Genomic DNA, 15,052 nt, shown 5'->3' on the forward strand with positions numbered 1-15,052 from the left:
CGCCCTTTTCGCCACGGGAAGCCATAAAATGCGGGCAGGTGCCAAACCTGCCCTTTTTTATGGATTTTTGTTACAGCCATTGCCTCATTTTTTAAATCTGATACAAACGGATAACTTGGCGGTTGAATGGAGCGACCGCCACCTTAGTCAGAGAGAACCCTATGCAGCCGTTTTTTGCCCAGCGCTTCGAGAAGGTCGAGCCTTCCTTTATCCGTGAAATCCTGAAAGTCGCCACCAATCCGGAGATCATCTCCTTCGCCGGCGGCCTGCCCAATCCCCATCTGTTCCCGGTCAAGGCCATCGACCAGGCCTGCCAGGACGTGCTGCGCGAGCAGGGTGCCGCGGCCTTGCAATACGCCACCACCGAGGGCTTCGCCCCGCTGCGCCAATACATCGCCGATCGCTACCTGAGCCGCCACGGCATGCAGGTCAACCCGGACAACATCCTGATCACCAGCGGCTCCCAGCAGGCGCTGGATCTGCTGGGCAAGGTGCTGGTTGATGAGGGGCAGGATCTCATCATCGAAGAGCCGGGCTATCTCGGCGCCATCCAGGCGTTCTCCGTCTATCAACCAACTTTCAGACCCATCACGCTCGGGGAAGAGGGGCTGGATCTGGCCGCGCTGGATGCGCTGCTGGAGCAGGGCTCGAACGCCAAGCTGCTGTACGGGGTGCCGAACTTCCAGAACCCGAGCGGCGTCTCCTACAGCCGCGCCAACCGCGAGGCACTGGCCGAGCGACTGGTGCGCAACGAGCTGCTGATGATCGAGGACGATCCCTATGGCGAGCTGCGCTTCGAGGGGGAACACCTGCCCCCCATCGCCAAGCTGGCGCCGAACAACACCGTACTGCTCGGTTCCTTCTCCAAGACGGTGGTGCCCGCCTTCCGCCTCGGCTGGATGCTGGTGCCGGACTGGCTGCGCAAGAAGGTCACCATCGCCAAGCAGGCGACGGACCTGCACAGCAACGCCTTCAGCCAGCAGGTGCTGCACCGCTTCCTGACCGACAACTCGCTGGATGCTCACCTCGAGAAGATCAAGGAGGTCTATGGCCGCCAGCGCGCCGCCATGGAGGCCGCCCTGACCCGTCACTGCCCGCCCGGTGTCAGCTACACCCGGCCACAAGGGGGCATGTTCCTCTGGCTGACCCTGCCTTCGAGCGTCAGCGCCATGGCGCTGTTCGACGAGGCGATCAAGGAGAAGGTGGCCTTCGTCCCTGGTGCCCCCTTCTACGTTCGCCCGGAAATACAGAACACCCTGCGCCTGAGCTTCTCCTGCGTAGATGAAGCCACTACGGAAGAGGGCATCAAGCGCCTCTGCCGTGCCCTGGCCCGCATGCTCTGAGTGCCCCCTGAATAAAAAAAACCAGCGACCTCGGTCGCTGGTTTTTTTTATGGTGCCATGGAGAAGGCACTCAGCCCGTCAGCTGCTTGCTGAACTCCGCCATCGACACCGGCCTGCCATAGAAGTAGCCCTGCAGGAAGGTCACATGGCGGGCCCTCAGGTAGGCGGCCTGCACCTCAGTTTCCACCCCTTCCGCCACCAGTTGCAGACCGAGCCGGGTCGCGAGATCGATGACGTTCTCAACGATGTGGCTGGAGAGCGCATCCGAGCCGATCATGCCGACGAAGCTCTTGTCTATCTTGAGAAAATCGACCTGGAAGGCTTGCAGGTAGGCGAGACTGGAGTGACCTGTGCCGAAATCGTCGATGGCGATGAAGACCCCCAACGCATGCAACTCGGCAAACAGTTGATCCGTCACCTCGTCCGCGACGATCAGCTCCCGCTCGGTCAGCTCAAGCACCAGCTTGATGGGGTTCGCCTCAAACGCCTCGATGAAGTCGCGGCAATCCTCCACCAGGCTGAGGTCGTGGCAATGGCGGGCACAGATGTTGAACGCGAAATGAAATCCGGCCGGCAGTTCATGGACCCGGCCAACAAACTGGGCGCGCACCTGCTTCATCAGCGAACGGGTCATGGGCACGATGAGCCCACTGTCCTCCGCCATGGGGATGAAGCGATCCGGCGAGATCATGCCCTGACGGGGATGCTGCCAGCGCATCAGCACCTCGCAACCGCTCCAGTGGGCGTCGTCCCCCGCCACCACGGGTTGCAGATAGGGGATGAACTCCTGATGATCCAGCGCCCGCCGCAGCTCCTGCACCGGGGAAGTGGAGCGCCCCGTCAGCCAGAAGGCGCCGCCCCCGAACAGCAGGCTCAGCAGGGGATAGAAGATGAGGCTGACCTTGGAGTAGTCCCACAGATGGGCACCATAATCGTGGTTCGAGATGGTGGTCACCACCTTGAAGGGATACTTCTCTGACGCCTGTTCCAGATAGCCAGGGGTATCGGGGGCAAACAGCCGATCCGTGAGTCGACTGCCCCGCAACAACATCTGCGGGCCCACCACCAGCCCAAGCGGCGAGTCGCGGCTCATCATGTCCAGGATGTTGAGCAGATAGTAGCCATCCACCCCCACCAGCACGGCGTACTTGCCCACCTCCTGGCGATAGACGATGAGCGGCCTGTTCGGTGTCACCGGGTTGCCTCTCATCAGGTCGAGCTTGCCCCCGACGTAGTCGTCGAGGTCGATCTCCCCCCTGACGGGACCATAGAGGGAGGTGCAGTAGATGGTTTCCCCCTCGGTCAGATTGACGCTGCGCACATCCGGCACCGTCGCCACCTGATCCCGCAGCCCCTGCACCACCTCGAGGCAGGGCTTGCCGACGCTCCCCATCACCGCCGAAGCGGCCAGCGAGGCATTGTCCAGGGTACGCTCGAACATGCGTTTCGTATGCAGCAAATGCTGCTCCGCCTCCTGCCTCACCCCGGCCACTGCCTGCCAGACGGTAACCACGATCCCAAGCACCATGGGTAACAGGCCTGCCAGCAGGGAGAAGACCAGGCGGCGTTGGTATTGGCGCGCCTTCAGACGATGAAACGGCATAATTCTCCACGACTCCAGCGGTGAAAAAGCAGGCAATTTTACAGCTTGTCGCCGGCTTGGCAAGTGATGAGGGACTCAAAAGCTCGCCAGGAATTCATCGCTCCCCTTCAAACAGGCCTCCAATGCATATCTTTATCGCCAGGCTGCCGAGGGGGATCCGCGTCACGGGATCGGGCTCCCATGTTGGAACCAGTCCGAATGACAAAACAATAATACTCGCAAAAACAACCGCTTGTTCATCTGCGTTCGGCCCTCTAGAGTAGAGTCAACGTCATCGGGGAGGCAGAGCATGAAGATACTGATCACGGGGGGGACCGGATTCATCGGTCGCCGTCTGGTGGCCCATCTCAAGGTACAGCACGAGGTGATGGTACTGACCCGCCAGGGGAACCGTGCCTACGATCTGCTCGGCCACGACATCAAGCTGCTCGACAACCTGGACCGGCTGGACGACCTCAACGATGTGGACATCGTCATCAACCTGGCTGGCGAGCCCATCGCAGCCGGACGCTGGAGCGAATCCCGCAAGCAGTTGCTGTGCAACAGCCGCTGGCTGCTGACCGAGCAGCTGGTCGATCTTATCAAGCTCTCCAGCACGCCGCCGAAACTGTTGCTCAATGCCTCCGCCATCGGTTGGTACGGCCGCCATGGAGATGAACCGCTGGACGAGCGGTGCAATCACCCCCATGACGAATTTACCCACCGGCTCTGCCAACAGTGGGAGCAGTTGGCGCTGCAGGCCAGGAGCCCCCAGACCCGGGTCTGCATCCTGCGCATCGGGCTGGTGCTCGGCCAAGATGGCGGGGCCCTGCCCAAGCTGCTGCCCCCCTATCGATTTGGGCTCGGTGGCCCCATGGGCTCAGGCCGTCAGATAATGAGCTGGATCCACATTCAGGATCTGGTGCGTGCCCTCTTGTTCCTGCTGGAGCACGACGAGTGCGACGGCATCTTCAACGGCACGGCGCCCCAGCCGGTCGACAACCGCACCTTCAGCCAGAGCCTGGCCCGCAGCCTGCGCCGGCCTCACCTGCTCTGCGTACCGGCCGGGGCGCTGCGCCTGCTGATGGGCGAGTCGGCGGATCTGCTGCTCACCGGCCAGCATGTGCTGCCCGCTCGTCTGCAGCAGGCGGGTTTCCACTTCACCTATCCCGAGTTGCCCCAAGCCCTCGACAACTTGCTGCACGCACAGCGCTGAGCGCCCATCAAAAATCCCGGCCAAGGCCGGGATTTTTTCATCTTCACAGACGGGCAAACGACCGGTCCGATTAGCCGGTAGGCGCAATCTGACGCTCGCCTAGCCGGCCACCAACGCCGTTAGCCCGATGACGCCACTGCGTAGCGAATCGACTCTACAGCAACCCCTGCCCCAGCCCTCTGAGTCGGTCGCTCAGGGTGCCCGCCAGCAACTGGCGGCGCATGCCCTGGCCTGCCAGGGTCACCAGCAGGGCCCCCAGCAGCGGCAAGCCGGCCCAGATGGCCCAGTGGAACTGCCACTGCCCATCGAACCACCACCATTGCAGGCCGAAGGAGCAGAGCTCCACCACCATGGCGGCGCAGAGCCCCGCCAGCAGGCCGCTCGCCACCAGCTCCCAGCGCAGCATCTTCTCGAGCAGTTTGCTGCCGGCCCCCAGGGTGCGCATCAGCAGCAACTCCCGGCGCCGGGCGGCCATGCTGGCCTGGGTCTGGGTCAGCAGCACCAGCAGGGCGGCCACCGTCACCAGCCCCAGCATCAGCCCCAGCGCCCGGCTCACCTGATCGGAGACCACAGTGAGCCTGGCGATCAGATCCTCCACGTCGATGAGGCTGACCGTGGGGTGGCGACGAATGAGCTCAACTTCGGCGCTGCGCCCCTCGGCGGGCAGACGATAGCTGCCGAGCCAGGTCTGGGAGAAGGGGGCCAGCACGTCGGCGGAGAAGATCATGTAGAAGTTCGGCCTCATGTTGTCCCACTTGATGGATCTCAGGCTGGTCACTTTGGCCTCGAAACTGCGTCCCTCTATGGTGAAGCGCAGGGCGTCGCCCAGGGCGATGCCCAGCTGACCCGCCAGCACCTCGTCGACGGAGACCTCCCCCTTGCCGCTGAACCATTGACCCGACGTCAGCTTGTTGTCGGGGGGCAGCGCCGCCGTGGTGGTGAAGTTGAGCTCCCGGTTCACCCCCTCCCGTGCCGCATCCTCACCCACCGCCTGACCGGCTATCTGGGTCAGGCGTCCCCGCACCATGGGGTAGAAGTCCGAGGTGACGGCACCAGCGCTGTGCAGATCGGCCAGGATCCCGGCCCGCTCCTCGTCAGTCACATTGACCAGGAAGCGATTGGGGGCGTCCGCCGGCAAGCGGGCGGAGAAGTCGTCGAGCAGGTCGACCCGCGCCGCCCACAGCAGGCCGAACAGCATCAGCGCCAGTGCGAAACCCGCCAGCTGGAACAGGCCGCTGCCGCGCTCGCGAGAGAGGTGGCTGATGGCCAGGCGCAGGGCGTGGGGGCCCTTGAGCCGACTGCCGAGGCGCAGCAACCCGGAGGCGAGCAGCGCCAGCAGCGCCATCAACAGCCCCATGCCACCGATGAGGCCGAGCGCCAGCCTAGCATCGGCGGTGAAGCCCCACACCAGGGCAAACAGGCCGAGCAGCCCGACGGGCAGCGCCAACCAGGGCGGTATCCCCGCCTCCAGCTCACGGCGCAGCACCCGCAGCGGCGGCACCCTGAGCAGGCGCAGGAAGGGCACGAAGGCCAGCAACAGGGTGATGAAGAAGGCCATCGCCAAGCCCAAGGCGAAGGGCTGCCAGGAGGGGGGAGGCAGATCCGCTGGCAATAAATCCCCCAGCAGTTGCAGCGTCAGCCACTGCATGGCGCTTCCCGCCACCAGTCCGATCAGGGCTCCTATCAGAGTCAGGGAGGCGAGCAGCGTGCCCATCAACTGCCAGAGGGTGCGACGCGACGCGCCCAGGGTCTTGAGCAGGGCCACCATGTTGGTCTGGCGCTCGGCGAAGTGACGCACCGCTATGCCCATGGCCAGGGCTCCGAGCAACACGCCAGCGAGCGACGCTAGCCGGAAGAAGCGTTCGGCATTGGCCAGGGATTTGCCCACCTGGGAGCCCTGATCGTCCGGCTTGAGCAGCTTCTGCCCGGCCTTCAGCTTGGGCTTGAGCCAGCGCTCATACTCGGCTACCTGTTCGCGGGAGCCCCTGAGCAGGTAGCGCCACTCTTGACGGCTGCCCGGCAACAGGGCGCCGGTCGCCTCGACATCGGCGCTGTGGATCAGCGCCCGGGGCGCCATCTGGAAGGGGCTGAAGCCCTGATCCGGCTCCTGGCCCAGCTCACCCGCCACAGTCAACTTGGTATTGCCGACTTCCAGCTCATCTCCCAGCTTGGCGCCGAGCAGCTTCATCACCCGATCGGAGAGCCAGATCTCGCCGGGGGCCGGTGCCCGCTGGGGGTTAAGCTCCAGCTTGCCGTAGAAGGGGAAGTCGCTCGGCACGGCCCGGATGGAGGCCAGTTGCAGCCCATCGCCGTGAAACAGCATGCTGTTGAAGCTGACCGTGGTCTGGACCGCGAGACCCGCCTCTGCCGCCTGTTTGAGCCAGGCCTCCGGTGCCGGGGTCGCGGATCGCAGTACCCGGTCGGCGCCGATAAAGTCACGGCCGGACGCCTTGAGCCCCGCATCCAGCCGGTCTGCCACCAGCGCCACGCTCAGCACGCAAGCCACGCTCAAGGCCAGCGCCAGCACAAACCAGCGCAGCTCGCCGTTGAAACCTTCCCGCTTCAGCAGCTTGAATCCCAGTCGCCACTGATTCATGACAGCTCCCTGACACGGGGAGCCAAGGTGGCTTCAGATGCCGGTGCATCCGCCTCCAGTCGTCCCGCCGCCATCACCACCTGCCGTTGGCAGCGCTGGGCCAGTTCATGATCATGGGTCACCACCACCAGGGTAGTGTTATGTTCTCTGTTCAAGCGGAACAGCAGCTCGATCACCGTCTCCCCCGTCTTGCTGTCGAGGTTGCCGGTCGGCTCGTCCGCCAGCAGCAGGCTGGGGCGAGTCATAAAGGCCCGGGCGATGGCGACCCGCTGCTGCTCGCCGCCGGAGAGGCGCGGCGGCAGATGGTGCAACCGCTCACTCAGCCCCACCTCAGCCAGCAGCTCGCGGGCCCTGGGTTCACAGTCGGTTTCACCGCGCAGCTCCGCCGGCAGCATGACGTTCTCCAGGGCGCTCAGGGTCGGCAGCAACAGGAAGGACTGGAACACGAAGCCCACCTGCTCGGCCCGCAGCCTGGCCCGCCCCTCTTCGTCCAGTTGAGTCAGGGACTGACCGAGGATCTCGATGTCGCCACTGCTCGGCAGGTCCAGCCCGGCCAGCAGACCGAGCAGGGTCGACTTGCCGGAGCCGGAGGCACCGACCAGCGCCAGCGTCTCGCCGGTATTGACTTGCAGGTTTATCCCTTCAAGGATGGTGAGGCTTTCCTGGCCGAGGCGAACGGTTTTGCCAAGCCCTCTGACGGTGATTATGGGGGTCGAACTCATGATGCGTTTCCTGTTTCCCTTGGCCCTAAATGACAATACATAATGTTTCCTGGTTACCCAGGGCTTTACCGACAATTAATGATGGGAGTTGAACTCATGATGCGTTTCCTGTTTCCCTGGGCCCTAAATGGCAATACATAATGTTTCCTGGTTACCCAGACCTTTACCGACAATTAATGATGGGAGTTGAATCCATGGCGCGTTTTCTGTTCGCCTTAAGTTGCCTGTGTTGCTGGGTGTCGTCCGTGCAGGCCCAGACCCTGCTGGTGCTGGGAGACAGCCTGAGTGCCGGCTATCAGATGCAGGCCGAGCAGAGCTGGCCTGCCCTGCTCGATCAGAAATGGCAGCAGCAGGGGGGCACCCACAGGCTCATCAACGCCAGCATCAGCGGCGAGACGACTCAGGGCGGGCTGGCTCGCCTGCCCACCCTGCTCGAGGAGCACAAACCGGACTGGGTGTTGATCGAACTGGGGGCCAACGATGGCCTGCGTGGCTTCGCCCCCGCCATCACCCGGGCCAATCTGGCCAAGATGGTGGCACTGACCAAGGCCAGCAAGGCGAAGACGGTGCTGACCCAGATCCAGTTGCCCCGCAACTACGGGGCCCGTTATCTGCAACAGTTCGAGCAGATCTTCCCGGATCTCGCCAAGGCCAACGAACTGCCGCTGATGCCTTTCTTTCTGGATGATATTGCGCTGCGCCCTGAACTCATGATGAACGATGGGCTTCACCCGACGGCTGCGGCCCAGCCACAGATCCGCGACCGGGTCGCCAGCTTTATCGAGCCGCTGCTGACCCAGTGATCCCGGTACTGGCCGAGCCCGCAAAAGCAAAACACCCGCCGAGGCGGGTGTTTCATTATCAGCGGGTTCAGGCCACAAACATTCACGTTTTAGCTCCCGAGTCATAACCAGCAGGTCGGGCCGGGACTTGGCAATGCAGCGATGGCGCCGTCTCTCTTAGCCATCACATAGTGCGCCAGACTCAGGCCTCCAGAATTTGGCGCATCCGCTCCTGGGTCACACCTACCAGCAGATCGGGCTGGAACTTGGAGATGAAGCGGTCGCAGCCGACCTTCTTGACCATGGCCTCGTTGAAGTTGCCGCTGAGCGAGGTGTTGAGGGTGATGAAGAGATCGGACATGCGCGGATCGCTGCGCACCTCGTGGGTGAGCCGGTAGCCATCCATCTCCGGCATCTCGGCGTCGGTGATCATCAGCATGATCTCGTCGGTCACCTTCTTGCCTGCATCGCACCACCCCTTGAGCAGCTTGAGCGCCTGCAGGCCGTCCTGGCACTCGATCACCTCGAGCCCGAGCTGGGCGAGCGTCTCCCGCACCTGATTGCGGGCCGTGCTGGAATCGTCGACGATCAGCACCCGGCGCCCCTGCATCTGGGGCAGGATCTCCTTGTCCAGCACCTCGGCCGAGATGCGGATGTCATAGGTGATGATCTCGGCGAGCACCTTCTCCACGTCGATGATCTCGACGATCTGATCGACGCCCCCCTCGGGGATGCGGGTGATGGCGGTCAGGTAGTTGGAGCGGCCGGCCGAGCGCGGTGGCGGCAGTATGTCCTTCCAGGTCATGTTGACGATATGGGCCACCTGACCCACCAGGAAGCCCTGAATGGTGCGGTTGTATTCGGTGATGATGAGGTTGGATTCGCTGTCGATGGGCATGGGCCTCATGCCGATGGCGCCGCGCAGGTTGATCACCGGAATGGAAACACCGCGAATGTTCGCCACGCCGCTGATGTTATGGTGAGCCCCCGGCATCTTGTTGAGATGGGGCAGCTTCACCACCTCCCGCACCTTGAACACGTTGATCGCAAACAGTTGCCGGGATCCCAAACGGAACATCAGCAACTCCAGACGATTCTCCCCCACCAGCTGGGTACGTTGATCCACCGAATCCAATATGCTCGCCATATAACGCCCTTACGTCCGTTTCCCCGCAGTCGCCCCGGTATGGGACGCCAAGATGTCAGCCCTGCGCTCTTCTGTCGGAGCGACGGGGTCCATATAGAAATAATGAAAAGGGTCGAGGAAAGATAGGATCTTGACCAAGGGGCGTGATCCTCACCCCACAGCCACATCATTGATATGGAAAATCGATCGCCATCGGCCCGACAAGAGGTTATCGGCCAGGAGACGCAATGCTGAACAGCGGTTTTCACCTATCAATGATCAGGATTAAACGGCGCCCATAAAAAAACCGGCCGCATGCGGCCGGTCCAAAAATACAGTAGGCAGTCAGGGAATGACTTAGAAGTGGTACTGCATGGCCACGCCAACAACGTCGTCGGTGTTCTGGCCGAATTCGTTGTAACCGTCGCTATTGCCACCGCTCAGCAGGTTGGCCTTGTAATCAACGTAAACGTCGAAGTTTTCGTTGATGTTGTACCAGGCACCGATGGAGACGTATTCGGTCAGGGTGTCGTCAATGTTGTGGTCGGAATCTTTCACGTCCAGGCGGTTATACGCCAGGGACGGCTTCCATTGACCCCAAGTGTACTGAACTACGGCTTCGTAACCATTGCTCTCAGCGGCGTAGCCGTTGATGCCGGACTTGTTAACGTAGACGTGGTCTTCACCGTAGGCGTAGGAAGCAGCAGCGTACAGGTTGTTGGCTGCGTACTTGATACCGACGGCAGTCAGCTTGGCATCGTCGCTGCCACCGAAGACGGAGTTGGCTTCCTGGTCGGCAGTCTTGCCAGCCTGGTTATAGGCCAGACCCAGGCTGATGCCCATGTCGAAGTTGTAGTTGGCAGACAGGGCGTAACCTTCGGCGGAACCCTTCATCCAGCTAGATTGATAGCCAGTGTCGATACCGTTGATTCTTACATCATCACCATTTTGAGCTTCGTTTTCGCCGGTGAACTGGGCACCCAGTACCAGACCATCAAAGGTGTAGATGTACTGAGCCAGACCGTTGGTACGACCGGTACCGAAGACTTCGGTACCCTTGCCCAGGCCATCGCCGCCCCACTCTGGCAGAACGTCTGTGTAATCGTTAACGGCCTTGGCAATCAGACCATCCTGACGACCGTAGCTGAAGGCGCCGAAACGGTCGTTCTTGACGCCAACATAGGCGTAACGCAGCTCAGTATCGGAGCCATTGGTCGGTACGTTGTATTCAACGAAGCCATTGGCAACGGTTTCGTTGTTGATGCGGGTTTCGCCACCGATACGCAGACGCAGGTAGCTCTGGTCACCGTTTTCGGCGTCGTTGTCGCTACCGTAGTACATACCTTGAACACGACCACCGATGTCCAGCTTGGTACCGTCTTGGTTGTATACGGTAGAAGCCTGGGCAGCACCTGCCAGCAGCAGGCTGGAGATGGCCATAGTCAATGCTGTCTTTTTCATTGTTCTTTCCTCTGGTGTAAACACTAATCAGACCTGCAGACCTGTGCTCGGTCGTTATGATCGGGTCTATGTTCCGATGACCTAGGGTAGATCTGCGAACCTTGACAGGAACTGAAGCAGTTGATGATTAGTTCGAAAAAGCGGGTTCCAATCAGACACTAACGACACAAAGTGTCGCCAATATTGACAATTGCCGCCTGTTTACACGAGGTGAATGGATTTATTGCGGATTAATAAACTAGTCAAAATAGAAAACGCAGATGATGATATTGATGTATGTATCATTAAAGCCCCAATATGAGCATCCCGGCACCGCAGGACGACGCCAGCCCCGATAGGGTATAGGCCCGGTATGATAGCCGGGCGAGTATTCAGGCCGGTGTCCATTCCTGCATGACGCGCAGCAAGTCCTTCCAGCTGAGGATGCCGACCAGAGCACCGTTTTCCAGCACCGGCAGGCAAGAGACATGCTGCGCCAGCATGATGCTGGCCGCCTCTTGCAGCGACCTGTCCGGAGCTATGGTGACGGGCTGGCGGCTCATGATCTGGTGGGCGCGCCGGTTGAGGGTCTCGGTATCGCGGTTCATCTGCGCCTCGGTGCCGAGGTAGGGGCTGAGGGCACGCAGCAGATCCCGATCCGAGATGACCCCCACCAGGGCGTCCTCCTCCAGCACCAGCAGGTGACGAAAGTGGGCCTGCTCGAAGATCTCCTTGATGACGCTGAGCCTGTCATCCATGGAAACGGTCGCAACCCGGGTCGTCATGATCTCTTTAATCAGCATGGCAGCCTCCTTCCCCTGACAGATGTCTCTGTTATGGCACGTTTTTCTTGCCGCAGCCAGCCATGTTCCCCCGCCTCAAGTGCAAATCCGCGTCATTTCACGTAAGATCCGCGCCAGTTTCTCTCCTTCCATTGAGCCAAGCAGATCCATCCATGATAGTTGCCAGTCAAATCGAACTGATCCGCGGCGGCCGCACGCTGCTGGACAACGCCTCCTGCACCATACATCCCGGCCACAAGGTGGGTCTGGTGGGCAAGAACGGCTGTGGCAAGTCCACCTTCTTTGCGCTGGTGCGGGGCGAGTTGGCCATCGACAACGGCAGCTTTAGCCTGCCCGCCGGCTGGCAAATTGCCGGCGTCGCCCAGGAGACCCCGGCGCTGGATTGTTCCGCCCTCGACTATGTGATCGACGGCGACAAGGAGTTCCGCATCCTGGAAGCCCAGCTCGCCAAGGCGGAGCAGGATGACAATGGCCTGCTGGTGGCCGAACTGCACGGCAAGCTCGACACCATAGGCGCCTACAGCATCCGCGCCCGCGCCGCCGAGCTGCTGCACGGTCTGGGCTTTAGCGACGATCAGCTTGGCTCGCCGGTGCGCAGCTTCTCCGGTGGCTGGCGCATGCGCCTGAACCTCGCCCAGGCGCTGCTGTGCCGCTCCGATCTGCTGCTGCTCGATGAACCGACCAACCACCTGGATTTGGACGCCGTCATCTGGCTGGAGAAGTGGCTCAAGGGCTACCAGGGCACGCTCGTCCTCATTTCTCACGACCGCGACTTCCTCGATTCAGTCATCAACCGCATCATCCACATCGAGAACGGCAAGCTCAACGAGTACACCGGTGGCTACTCGGACTTCGAACTGCAGCGGGCCGAGCAGCTCGCCCAGCAGCAGTCCATGTACGAGAAGCAGCAGCGGGAGATGTCCCACATGCAGGCCTATGTGGACCGTTTCCGCTACAAGGCCTCCAAGGCCCGCCAGGCCCAGAGCCGTCTGAAAGCCATGGAGCGGATGGAGAAGATACTGCCGGCCCACGCCGACTCCGAGTTCAGCTTTGAATTCCGCGAGCCCTCGGCCCTGCCGACCCCGCTCATCGCCATGGAAAACCTCAGCGCCGGTTACGGCGACAAGGTGATCCTGGAGAAGATCAAACTCAACCTGGTGCCGGGTTCGCGCATCGGCCTGCTGGGGCGCAACGGCGCCGGCAAGTCCACCTTCATCAAAATGCTGTCGGGCTCCAACCCGCCGCTGTCGGGCAAGCTGGAGGTGAGCGCCGGGGTCAGCATCGGCTACTTCGCCCAGCACCAGCTCGAAACCCTGCGCCTCGATGACACTCCCCTCGACCACCTAGCCCGCCTCGCGCCGGACAAAACCGAGCAGGAGCTGCGTAACTACCTCGGCAGCTTTGGCTTCCACGGCGACAAGGCGCTGGACAAGGTCGCCCCCTTCTCCGGTGGCGAGAAGGCGCGGCTGGTGCTGGCCTTGGTCACCTGGCAAAAGCCGAACCTGCTGCTGCTGGATGAACCGACCAACCACCTGGACCTGGAGATGCGCCACGCCCTGACCATGGCGCTGCAAGGCTTCGAAGGCGCCATGGTGGTGGTCTCCCACGATCGTCACCTGCTGCGCACCACCACAGATGACTTCTATCTGGTGCACGGTGGCCGGGTCGAGCCGTTCGACGGGGATCTCGACGACTACCACAAGTGGCTCGGCGAGCAGGAAAAAGAAGCGAACGCCAAGCCAAGCGATGGCCCGGTGGCCGCCAACTCGGCGGTGGCCCGCAAGGATCAGAAGCGGCGCGAGGCGGAGTTCCGCCAAGCGACTCGGCCGCTGCGCCAGAAGCTCGAGAAGCTCGAGGCCAGCATGGAAAAACTGCAGAACAAGTTGGCCGCGGTGGAAGAACAACTGGCCGACCCCGCCATCTACGAAGAGAGCGCCAAAACCAAGCTCTCCGAACTGCTCAAATCCCAGGGCCCTATAAAGGAAGAACTGGAAGGGGTGGAGCTCGAATGGATGAGCCTCAGCGAGGAGCTGGAAACCCGGGAGCAGGCCTTCTTTGCGTGACGAACTCTCGATGACCGCCGAGCGGGTGGCCAGCCATGAGCTGCCCAACCCGGTCGACTTCTGGCACTGGAGCAGCAAACGCTATGCCGAGCGCAGCCAGGACTGGCTCGAGGTGCAGACGCTCGGCGGCAACGTCAATCTGGCCCTGCTGCTGCACCGGCTGGATCAGGATGGCATCCTGGTCGAGCTCACGGCCCTGCAACCGGCGCTGGCACGGACCGAAGCCGTGCTGATCCCTTGGCGCACCTTGCGCCAGAACGCCAAGGCACGGCTGGATGAGGCCGAGTACCAGTCCATGCTGGCCCACGAGCTGGAGCTGGAGCGGTTGCAACAGGGCGTCCTGCTGCAGACCCTGCGCGGCCTCAGCCTGGTGCGGGGCAACAGCCACAACTTGTTGAACTATCTATCGTTATTGGGCGCCCTTCAGGGCTCCCTCAGAGACCTAATATGCTGAGTTATCGCCACGCCTTTCACGCCGGCAACCATGCCGACGTACTCAAACACGCCGTTCAGGCCCTGATCATCGAGTCCCTCAAGAAGAAGGAGAAACCCTTCATCGTGCTGGACACCCATGCCGGCGGCGGTCTCTACGACCTGCGCGGTGACTGGTCCCAGAAGAAGGCGGAGTATGCCGACGGCATAGGCCGGCTGTGGGATGAGCGGGCCCAGTGGTCCGCCATGGCACCCTATCTTGGCGTGATCGAGGAGATGAACCAGAACGGCGAGCTGCACTATTATCCCGGCTCCCCCGAGCTGTCGCGCCGCCTGCTGCGCGAGCAGGACAAGCTGGCGCTGATGGAGCTGCACAACAACGAGGTGGAAGACCTACGCGCCAACATGGGCTATGACCCCCGCGCCGCCGTCCATCACCGCGACGGTTTCGAAGGGCTGGTCGCCCTGCTGCCGCCGACCCCGCGCCGCGGCCTGGTGCTGATCGACCCCCCCTATGAGCTCAAGGAAGACTACTTCGCCGTGGTCGATACCCTGAAAAAGGCGCAGAAGCGCTGGGCCACCGGCATCTACGCGCTCTGGTATCCCATTCTGGGTCAGGAGGCGGACAAGTCCCGCGACATGCTCAAGGCCATCAAGCGGGAAAACTTCGGCGACGTGCTGGTCGCCGAGCTGGAAGTGGCCGGCCAGACCGCAGATTGGGGCATGAATGGCTCGGGTATGCTGATAGTGAGCCCCCCCTGGATGCTGGCCGAGCAGATCGAGGCCTTCTTGAAACCCCTGTGTGCCAAGCTGGCTCAGGGTGCTGGCGCCCAGTACAGGGTCGAGTGGCTCAACAAGGCCGAGGGGTAACCCTCCCCTCTTCCGATTCAAAAAGCCCCGCGAGGGGCTTTTTTGTTACCTCCACGCCATCATCCCTTCACAGCGAT

Annotated in this window: 12 protein-coding genes; 6 read left to right on the top strand and 6 right to left on the bottom strand. The window is 61.9% G+C overall.

Annotated elements, in window-relative coordinates:
- The first annotated feature begins 161 nt into the window (after nucleotides 1-161).
- Nucleotides 162-1,343, top strand: a complete 1,182-nt coding sequence (locus BN1124_RS18555; protein WP_042644322.1) for an aminotransferase-like domain-containing protein — start codon at nucleotides 162-164, stop codon at nucleotides 1,341-1,343.
- Nucleotides 1,344-1,413: 70 nt separating this feature from the next.
- Here the strand turns inward: BN1124_RS18555 and BN1124_RS18560 are convergent, their stop codons facing one another.
- Nucleotides 1,414-2,946, bottom strand: a complete 1,533-nt coding sequence (locus BN1124_RS18560) for an EAL domain-containing protein (RefSeq protein ID WP_042644324.1) — start codon at nucleotides 2,944-2,946, stop codon at nucleotides 1,414-1,416.
- A gap of 289 nt (nucleotides 2,947-3,235) precedes the next feature.
- On the opposite strand from BN1124_RS18560, the gene BN1124_RS18565 reads away from it, so the two are divergent.
- Entirely contained in the window at nucleotides 3,236-4,141 is a 906-nt protein-coding gene (locus BN1124_RS18565; RefSeq protein WP_042644326.1) for a TIGR01777 family oxidoreductase, read from the top strand.
- Between the two features lie 154 nt (nucleotides 4,142-4,295).
- Here BN1124_RS18565 and BN1124_RS18570 read toward each other — a convergent pair whose 3' ends face one another.
- The gene (locus BN1124_RS18570; RefSeq protein ID WP_042644328.1) at nucleotides 4,296-6,737 is read right to left on the bottom strand and encodes an ABC transporter permease; all 2,442 of its coding nucleotides are present in this window, start codon (nucleotides 6,735-6,737) and stop codon (nucleotides 4,296-4,298) included.
- Complete coding sequence (locus BN1124_RS18575) at nucleotides 6,734-7,459, bottom strand: ABC transporter ATP-binding protein (protein WP_042644330.1); 726 nt, start codon at nucleotides 7,457-7,459, stop codon at nucleotides 6,734-6,736. The genes BN1124_RS18570 and BN1124_RS18575 overlap by 4 nt, the downstream gene beginning before the upstream one ends.
- Nucleotides 7,460-7,653: 194 nt before the next feature.
- Between BN1124_RS18575 and BN1124_RS18580 the strand changes: the two genes are divergently transcribed.
- A complete protein-coding gene (locus tag BN1124_RS18580; protein ID WP_042644332.1) occupies nucleotides 7,654-8,262 on the top strand; it encodes an arylesterase in 609 nt (202 codons plus the stop codon).
- A gap of 181 nt (nucleotides 8,263-8,443) precedes the next feature.
- Here the strand turns inward: BN1124_RS18580 and BN1124_RS18585 are convergent, their stop codons facing one another.
- The 3 genes from BN1124_RS18585 to BN1124_RS18595 all read right to left on the bottom strand — a co-directional run bounded on the left by BN1124_RS18585 (nucleotide 8,444) and on the right by BN1124_RS18595 (nucleotide 11,610).
- Nucleotides 8,444-9,388 (bottom strand): chemotaxis protein CheV, encoded by a 945-nt coding sequence (locus BN1124_RS18585; RefSeq protein ID WP_042644335.1) that lies wholly within the window; start codon nucleotides 9,386-9,388, stop codon nucleotides 8,444-8,446.
- Between the two features lie 336 nt (nucleotides 9,389-9,724).
- Entirely contained in the window at nucleotides 9,725-10,828 is a 1,104-nt protein-coding gene (locus BN1124_RS18590; protein WP_042644337.1) for a porin, read from the bottom strand.
- A gap of 371 nt (nucleotides 10,829-11,199) precedes the next feature.
- Nucleotides 11,200-11,610, bottom strand: a complete 411-nt coding sequence (locus BN1124_RS18595; protein ID WP_042644340.1) for a CBS domain-containing protein — start codon at nucleotides 11,608-11,610, stop codon at nucleotides 11,200-11,202.
- 152 nt (nucleotides 11,611-11,762) lie between these two features.
- Here BN1124_RS18595 and BN1124_RS18600 point away from each other — a divergent pair, with 152 nt between their 5' ends.
- Genes BN1124_RS18600 through BN1124_RS18610 form a run of 3 tightly spaced genes read left to right on the top strand, consistent with a single transcriptional unit; the run spans nucleotide 11,763 to nucleotide 14,975 of the window.
- On the top strand, nucleotides 11,763-13,673 hold the full coding sequence (locus tag BN1124_RS18600) for an ABC transporter ATP-binding protein (protein ID WP_042644342.1): 1,911 nt from the start codon (nucleotides 11,763-11,765) through the stop codon (nucleotides 13,671-13,673).
- Nucleotides 13,666-14,127, top strand: coding sequence for a DUF2390 domain-containing protein (locus tag BN1124_RS18605; protein WP_042644344.1), 462 nt, complete (start codon nucleotides 13,666-13,668; stop codon nucleotides 14,125-14,127). The genes BN1124_RS18600 and BN1124_RS18605 overlap by 8 nt, the downstream gene beginning before the upstream one ends.
- Nucleotides 14,121-14,975 carry a 23S rRNA (adenine(2030)-N(6))-methyltransferase RlmJ gene (locus BN1124_RS18610; protein ID WP_042644346.1) on the top strand — a complete coding sequence of 285 codons (855 nt, stop codon included), beginning with the start codon at nucleotides 14,121-14,123 and terminating at the stop codon, nucleotides 14,973-14,975. Before BN1124_RS18605 ends, BN1124_RS18610 begins: the two co-directional genes overlap by 7 nt.
- Nucleotides 14,976-15,052: the final 77 nt, after the last annotated feature.

This window comes from Aeromonas eucrenophila (assembly GCF_000819865.1).
Lineage (GTDB): Bacteria > Pseudomonadota > Gammaproteobacteria > Enterobacterales > Aeromonadaceae > Aeromonas > Aeromonas eucrenophila.

Coding starts and splice junctions, on each gene's coding strand:
- BN1124_RS18590 (WP_042644337.1), bottom strand. CDS start 10,828: ATGAAAAAGACAGCATTGACTATGGCCATCTCCAGCCTGCTGCTGGCA.
- BN1124_RS18600 (WP_042644342.1), top strand. CDS start 11,763: ATGATAGTTGCCAGTCAAATCGAACTGATCCGCGGCGGCCGCACGCTG.
- BN1124_RS18610 (WP_042644346.1), top strand. CDS start 14,121: ATGCTGAGTTATCGCCACGCCTTTCACGCCGGCAACCATGCCGACGTA.
- BN1124_RS18560 (WP_042644324.1), bottom strand. CDS start 2,946: ATGCCGTTTCATCGTCTGAAGGCGCGCCAATACCAACGCCGCCTGGTC.
- BN1124_RS18565 (WP_042644326.1), top strand. CDS start 3,236: ATGAAGATACTGATCACGGGGGGGACCGGATTCATCGGTCGCCGTCTG.
- BN1124_RS18570 (WP_042644328.1), bottom strand. CDS start 6,737: ATGAATCAGTGGCGACTGGGATTCAAGCTGCTGAAGCGGGAAGGTTTC.
- BN1124_RS18585 (WP_042644335.1), bottom strand. CDS start 9,388: ATGGCGAGCATATTGGATTCGGTGGATCAACGTACCCAGCTGGTGGGG.
- BN1124_RS18575 (WP_042644330.1), bottom strand. CDS start 7,459: ATGAGTTCGACCCCCATAATCACCGTCAGAGGGCTTGGCAAAACCGTT.
- BN1124_RS18595 (WP_042644340.1), bottom strand. CDS start 11,610: ATGCTGATTAAAGAGATCATGACGACCCGGGTTGCGACCGTTTCCATG.
- BN1124_RS18555 (WP_042644322.1), top strand. CDS start 162: ATGCAGCCGTTTTTTGCCCAGCGCTTCGAGAAGGTCGAGCCTTCCTTT.
- BN1124_RS18580 (WP_042644332.1), top strand. CDS start 7,654: ATGGCGCGTTTTCTGTTCGCCTTAAGTTGCCTGTGTTGCTGGGTGTCG.